Origin of the sequence: Holospora undulata HU1 (assembly GCF_000388175.3) — a bacterium.
Taxonomy (GTDB): Bacteria; Pseudomonadota; Alphaproteobacteria; order Holosporales; family Holosporaceae; genus Holospora; species Holospora undulata_A.
In genome coordinates, this window is record NZ_ARPM03000187.1 from 1 (window position 1) to 5,292 (window position 5,292).

The window sequence follows — 5,292 nt, forward strand, 5'->3', positions numbered from 1 at the left end:
CGCAACAGTATCATGTGTAGTTGCTGCGTGAGCCTTCACATGAAAAATATGTACTAGGGTATCCGTGACACAATCCCTTGATTTATAGCTTTGTCCGTTGTTTTGCACTTTGTAAGTTAATTAGACTGTAGGGTGGATTGTCTCGTCCATTGTTTATCCGGCTTTTTTCCACAAGATCTCTTATCATTTTTTTCCAAATTCCGCTTTGTATTGCTTGCATGTAAAACCTGTACACACTTTTCCATGGAAGAATATTCTTGCAGCAAAAGCGTCACTGATAGCCCGTCTTTAGGGGATAAAACACCCTGTTAGTAAGTGCTCTCTTACGTTTTTTACCACAATTTTCTGTATCAAAATGAGATTTATTAAATCTCTGTTGTGTGTCACTCAAATCTCTCGGATAGGGCATGTCATTTCATTTACCTTCTAACTAAGCTTTGTATCAGATTTTATTTAAATTGTGAAGACAGGTTCTAAGTTTCGCTTAAGTATTTGTTTTTTAAACTTGAAATTTTCAAATTTCTCTTAACCAGTTAAAATAATTTTTTTTTTAAGTAAAAATAAATAAAATTTTATGTATTTTTTAATTGACAAAAATAATTAATTTTTTATTATAAAAAAATGATTTAGTAAGGGGGTAAGGAAGTATGGTTCATACGCTTTCCACAGTTTCTTTTCAAGGAATCCAGGCTTTATTGGTGGAAGTTCAAGTTCAATTTGTTTCCGGAAGTCTTCCAGGGCTGAACATTGTTGGGCTTCCAGATAGGGCAGTGAACGAGTCCAAAGAGCGGGTACGTTCTGCCCTTCAATCTATCGGAATTGGATTTCCTTGTAAGCGAGTTACTATTAACTTGTCTCCTGCAAATATTCTAAAAGAAGGAAGTCATTACGATTTGCCTTTGGTTTTAGGGATGTTAATGGGGCTTGAGATTTTACCTCCAGAGCTTAGAAATACCATCAGCTTGGGGGAACTCAGCCTAGATGGAAGTATTAAACCGGTGGCGGGGGTATTAAGCAGCGCATTGCTGGCAGCATCTTTGGGGCGAACGCTAATTTGTCCTGGAGCGTGTGGGCCAGAAGCACGCTGGGGAGGAGAGCTTTTTATTTTAGCTCCACATCATTTATTAGAGCTAATCAATCATTTTAAAGGTACTCAAGTGCTTTCTACACCGGAACCGATTTTGGATGTTTTGTCTTCCCCCGTGGAGCATTTTGGGTTGATTCATGGGCAAGCTCACACCAAACTGGGGTTGGTGATTAGCGTTTCTGGAGGGCATAATGCATTAATGATTGGTCCACCAGGAACGGGGAAGTCTTTATTGGCAAAAAGCACTATGAGTTTATTAGATCCCTTGACCCCAAAAGAAGCTTTAGAAGTGACTATGATTCATAGTTTATCTGGAGTTTTAAAAGAGGGAAAGGGATTGATGCGTCAACGTCCTTTTCGTTCTCCCCATCATTCTGCTTCTATGGCTTCTATGGTGGGGGGAGGCTTAAGAGGAACCCCCGGGGAAATTTCTATGGCGCATCAAGGAATTTTGTTTTTAGATGAGCTTCCTGAATTTTCAAGAAGTGTTCTAGATGCTTTAAGGCAATCTATGGAAACACGACAAGCGGTTGTGTCTCGTGCTAATTATCATGTAACGTATCCTGCAAATTTTCAGCTTATTTCTGCTATGAACCCCTGTAAATGTGGATACTTAGGAAAAAGCTCAAAAGAATGTCGTCAAGCTCCTGAATGTGGCACTCGGTATCAACAAAATATTTCAGGTCCTCTTTTAGACCGTATCGATTTATTTATGAACGTTTCAGAAGTGGATTTCAAAAATTTTCCAGAAGCAACGGTTCTTGATAATTTAGACTATACTCGTGCACTTATTCGTCGCGCGCAAGATCGTCAAAGGATTCGCTATCAGGGGAAAGATTTTCAGTGTAATGCTCTATGTCCATCAGATTTATTAGATCAAGCCTTAAACATGAACAAGCATTCTAAAGATATATTATTGAAAGCTGCAAATCTATTTGATTTTTCTATGAGAGGATTCTATCGTGTTGCCAAAGTTGCGCAAACCATTTCAGATTTAGAGCAAGCAGAAGAAATTTTACCAAGCCACATGACTCAAGCGTTAAGTTATCGTGTCGAGCAAAGTCCGAAAAGGCGATAGTTGAGGTTTTTAAGCAAATGTGGGATAATCAAGGAAATAAAGTGTGTTGAAGGTTATGTTAAGTCATGGTGTACGTATCTAAATTCAAAATAGCATGGCTGATGCTTTTAGTATGCGTCAGTTTGATGTTGGTGTTACCTAGCTTTGTTTCTTCCAAGTTTATTCCTAAATGGATACCGCATAAAAAGATTGTTTTAGGTCTTGATTTACAAGGAGGGGTTCATTTAGTTCTAGAAGCGCAAACTAAGGATTTGTTTAAAGATCAAAGCAATCAATACGCTTCAAGATTAAAAAAAGCCTTTTTAAAGGCTAAGGTAGGGTATAAAAATTTACATTTTGATGAAAATACGATTTCTTTTGAACTTCAATCTTTAGAAAAAATGAAAGATATGGAAAAAATTGCAGATAGCGTTTTGGGTAAAGATATGGAACGTTCTGTGAAAGATAAAAAAATTAGCTTTTCCTACAGCAATAGTCTGCGAAAAAACCTTCAGCAACAGGCATTGAATAGAAGTGTTGAAGTTATTCGGAAGCGAATAGATGAAACAGGAACTGTAGAGCCATTAATTCAAATTCAAGGGGATCGCAGTATTGTTTTACAAATTCCAGGATCTCAAGATCCAGAGCAGGTTAAAAATCGGTTAAATAAAACAGGGAAATTAAATTTCTATTGGGTAACAGAAGAAAAGTCTTCTAATACTTGGGAATGCAAGGATAGAGAGGGGCGGGGATATCGGCTGGATAAGGAAATCGTTTTGACAGGTGAAGATGTTGCAAGTGCAAAAGCAGATTACCACGTATCTGAAGATGGACAAAATCGGCCTTGCGTTTCTTTGATGCTTACTTCTCAGGGAAGCAACCAATTTTCTGAACTTACTCGACAAACTGGAAAAATTTTGGCTATTGTCTTGGATCGTACAGTTTTAAGTGCTCCTAAAATTCAATCTCATATCCCCAATGGTCAAGCAGTTATAACAGGAAGTCAAAGTTTAGAAGAGTGTCAAGAATTGGCTAGTATGATTCGTTCTGGATCTTTACCGGTGGCGTTGACTGTTTTAGAAGAAAAGGTTGTGGGACCGGGAATGGGATCAGATTCTATTCAAAAAGGAATTTTTGCAACAATCGTGGCAATCGGAGCGGTGGCGCTTTTAATGTGGTTTTTCTACGGATGGTTTGGAACTTTTGCAGTGATAGCTGTGGCTTTCAATTTGTTATTTTTGATGGCGATTTTGATTTCTATGAATGCAACGCTTACTCTTCCAGGGATTGCAGGAATGTCTATCACTGTTGGGATGGCGGTGGATGCCAACGTGCTGGTGAATGAGCGCATCAAAGAAGAGTTATTTTTGGGGCGTAAGCTTTTGCCGGCAATTGATTCGGGGTATAGAAGAGCAATGAATTCCGTCGTGGATTCCAATCTAACAACGCTGATAGCTGTAGCTTTATTGTTTGGGTTTGGAAGCGGTCCTGTAAGGGGATTTGCAGTTACTATGGCTATTGGAATTGTTACTTCTATGTTTACAGCAGTTTCTATGACGCGTACTATGGTAAGTTTTTGGCTTCAAAAATTTCCATCGCGATCCATACTGATTTAAGGGGGGGTATTATGGCGCTTTTTTCTTTTTCTCGTTTATCTTTGCCGTTTTCTTTAACAAGACACTTGTGGTTTCCCATCACGCTGTTGTTAAGTGTTATGATTCTTATGATGGGGTCGTTGTTGTATAAAGGGTTAAATTGGGGAATTGATTTCAAGGGAGGTATTTTGTTGGAGGTGCGTTTTTCTCGTCTTCCCGATTTGGAAAAAGTACGTCGATTTGTTCAACAGTCAGATAATTTTGGTAAAGAGGCAACCATTCAGCAGTATGGAGATGCAAAGAGGCCAATGATTTTAATTCGTGCTGCAGAAAAAAAAATAGACATTCCTTCTATTCAAAAGCGTTTTCAGACGGCGCTTAAAGACTCAGTGGTTTTTGAAAAGTACGATCATGTAGGGGCTAAGTTAGGAAAAGAGCTTATGAAGGCCAGCACATGGGCGTTGTTATTTGCATTGTTTGGGATAGGGGGGTATATTTGGATTCGTTTTGATTGGATGTTTTCTGTTGCTAGCTGGATTGCTCTTGCTTACGATTGTTCTGCATTAATACTATTTTTTTCACTTTTTTATCAAGAAATTGGTGAAGGGGCCATGGTGGCTTTTCTAGTCACAGCGGGGTATTCTGTAAATGATACGGTGATTGTTTTCGATAGAATTCGGGAAAATAGAGGCTATAAAAAGAATTTAAGTTGTGCAGAGTTGGTGGATTTAAGCATCAATGAGACGCTTTCTCGTACAGTCCTAACTTCCATGACGACGCTTGCCGCGCTTTTGGTTCTTTATATTTTGGGGGGAAGCGTTATAGCAACCTACAGCCTTCCCATGATTATAGGTATTGCTTCTGGAACGATTTCCTCTATTTTAATCGCTGCCCCTGTTTTCTATCTATTGTCTCAGTTTGATAGAAAGAAAAGAGCAGAAGGCTTTTGACACAAGTATGTTTAAGATTGAACAACTGCAATAGGACGTAGGTGGTTCTATTACAAGGGGAAAAGATTAAGGAAGTTTTATTATCCGACAAAGGGTTGGAGCTCGTTAAATTGTTGAGGCTCTTCTGATTGACGATCAGTCGTCATGTAGAGGAGTATAAGGAATATCAAAGGTTTAATGGTGTTAAGCGGGGACTCTGTGAGTAAGCTGAATGTTTCACAAACAGCAAAATTTATCGTACATTTGGAAAGCTACGACGTATATGAAAGCGATATCTGCGCTTCATGTTCTTGAACCCTATGGCTAGGTATGACGTTGTGGCTGTGCGCCCATAATTTTTCATTTAAAAAGCTAGCGGCACGGCACGCAAAGGCAGATCCAGCCAAGCAGGAATCGTTTATTCATTATTACAAGACGGTGATGACAATACCGCATAAGTGTTGAAAGTGTCAAAATAAATGTTTAACAGCATTGAAATCCCCTCCTGAAATAATAATTAATGTTTTAATAAAAGATTACTCTAGATCTCATGTAAATTGAAATAATGGAATTTTGAAGCCATGCAGTTTCTTTCTAGCCTTGTATATTAAAAATAATAAAGCT

At 38.5% G+C, this 5,292-nt stretch carries 4 protein-coding genes; all 4 read left to right on the forward strand.

Annotation, left to right across the window (positions count from 1 at the left end; all coding sequences use genetic code 11):
- Nucleotides 1–647: 647 nt before the first annotated feature.
- The 4 genes from K737_RS05745 (at nt 648) to K737_RS09670 (ending at nt 5,133) form a co-directional block, all read left to right on the forward strand.
- The gene (locus tag K737_RS05745; RefSeq protein ID WP_006299975.1) at nt 648–2,165 is read left to right on the forward strand and encodes a YifB family Mg chelatase-like AAA ATPase; all 1,518 of its coding nucleotides are present in this window, start codon (nt 648–650) and stop codon (nt 2,163–2,165) included.
- A 125-nt stretch (nt 2,166–2,290) separates the two neighbouring features.
- Nucleotides 2,291–3,760: a protein translocase subunit SecD gene (secD, locus tag K737_RS05750; protein ID WP_235075719.1), complete on the forward strand. Its 1,470-nt coding sequence runs from the start codon at nt 2,291–2,293 to the stop codon at nt 3,758–3,760.
- A complete protein-coding gene (gene secF / locus K737_RS05755) occupies nt 3,721–4,689 on the forward strand; it encodes a protein translocase subunit SecF (RefSeq protein ID WP_023491212.1) in 969 nt (322 codons plus the stop codon). The genes secD and secF overlap by 40 nt, the downstream gene beginning before the upstream one ends.
- Nucleotides 4,690–4,998: 309 nt before the next feature.
- A complete protein-coding gene (locus tag K737_RS09670; RefSeq protein WP_152531116.1) occupies nt 4,999–5,133 on the forward strand; it encodes a winged helix-turn-helix domain-containing protein in 135 nt (44 codons plus the stop codon).
- Nucleotides 5,134–5,292: the final 159 nt, after the last annotated feature.

Coding starts and splice junctions, on each gene's coding strand:
- K737_RS05745 (WP_006299975.1), top strand. CDS start 648: ATGGTTCATACGCTTTCCACAGTTTCTTTTCAAGGAATCCAGGCTTTA.
- K737_RS09670 (WP_152531116.1), top strand. CDS start 4,999: ATGACGTTGTGGCTGTGCGCCCATAATTTTTCATTTAAAAAGCTAGCG.
- secD (WP_235075719.1), top strand. CDS start 2,291: ATGTTGGTGTTACCTAGCTTTGTTTCTTCCAAGTTTATTCCTAAATGG.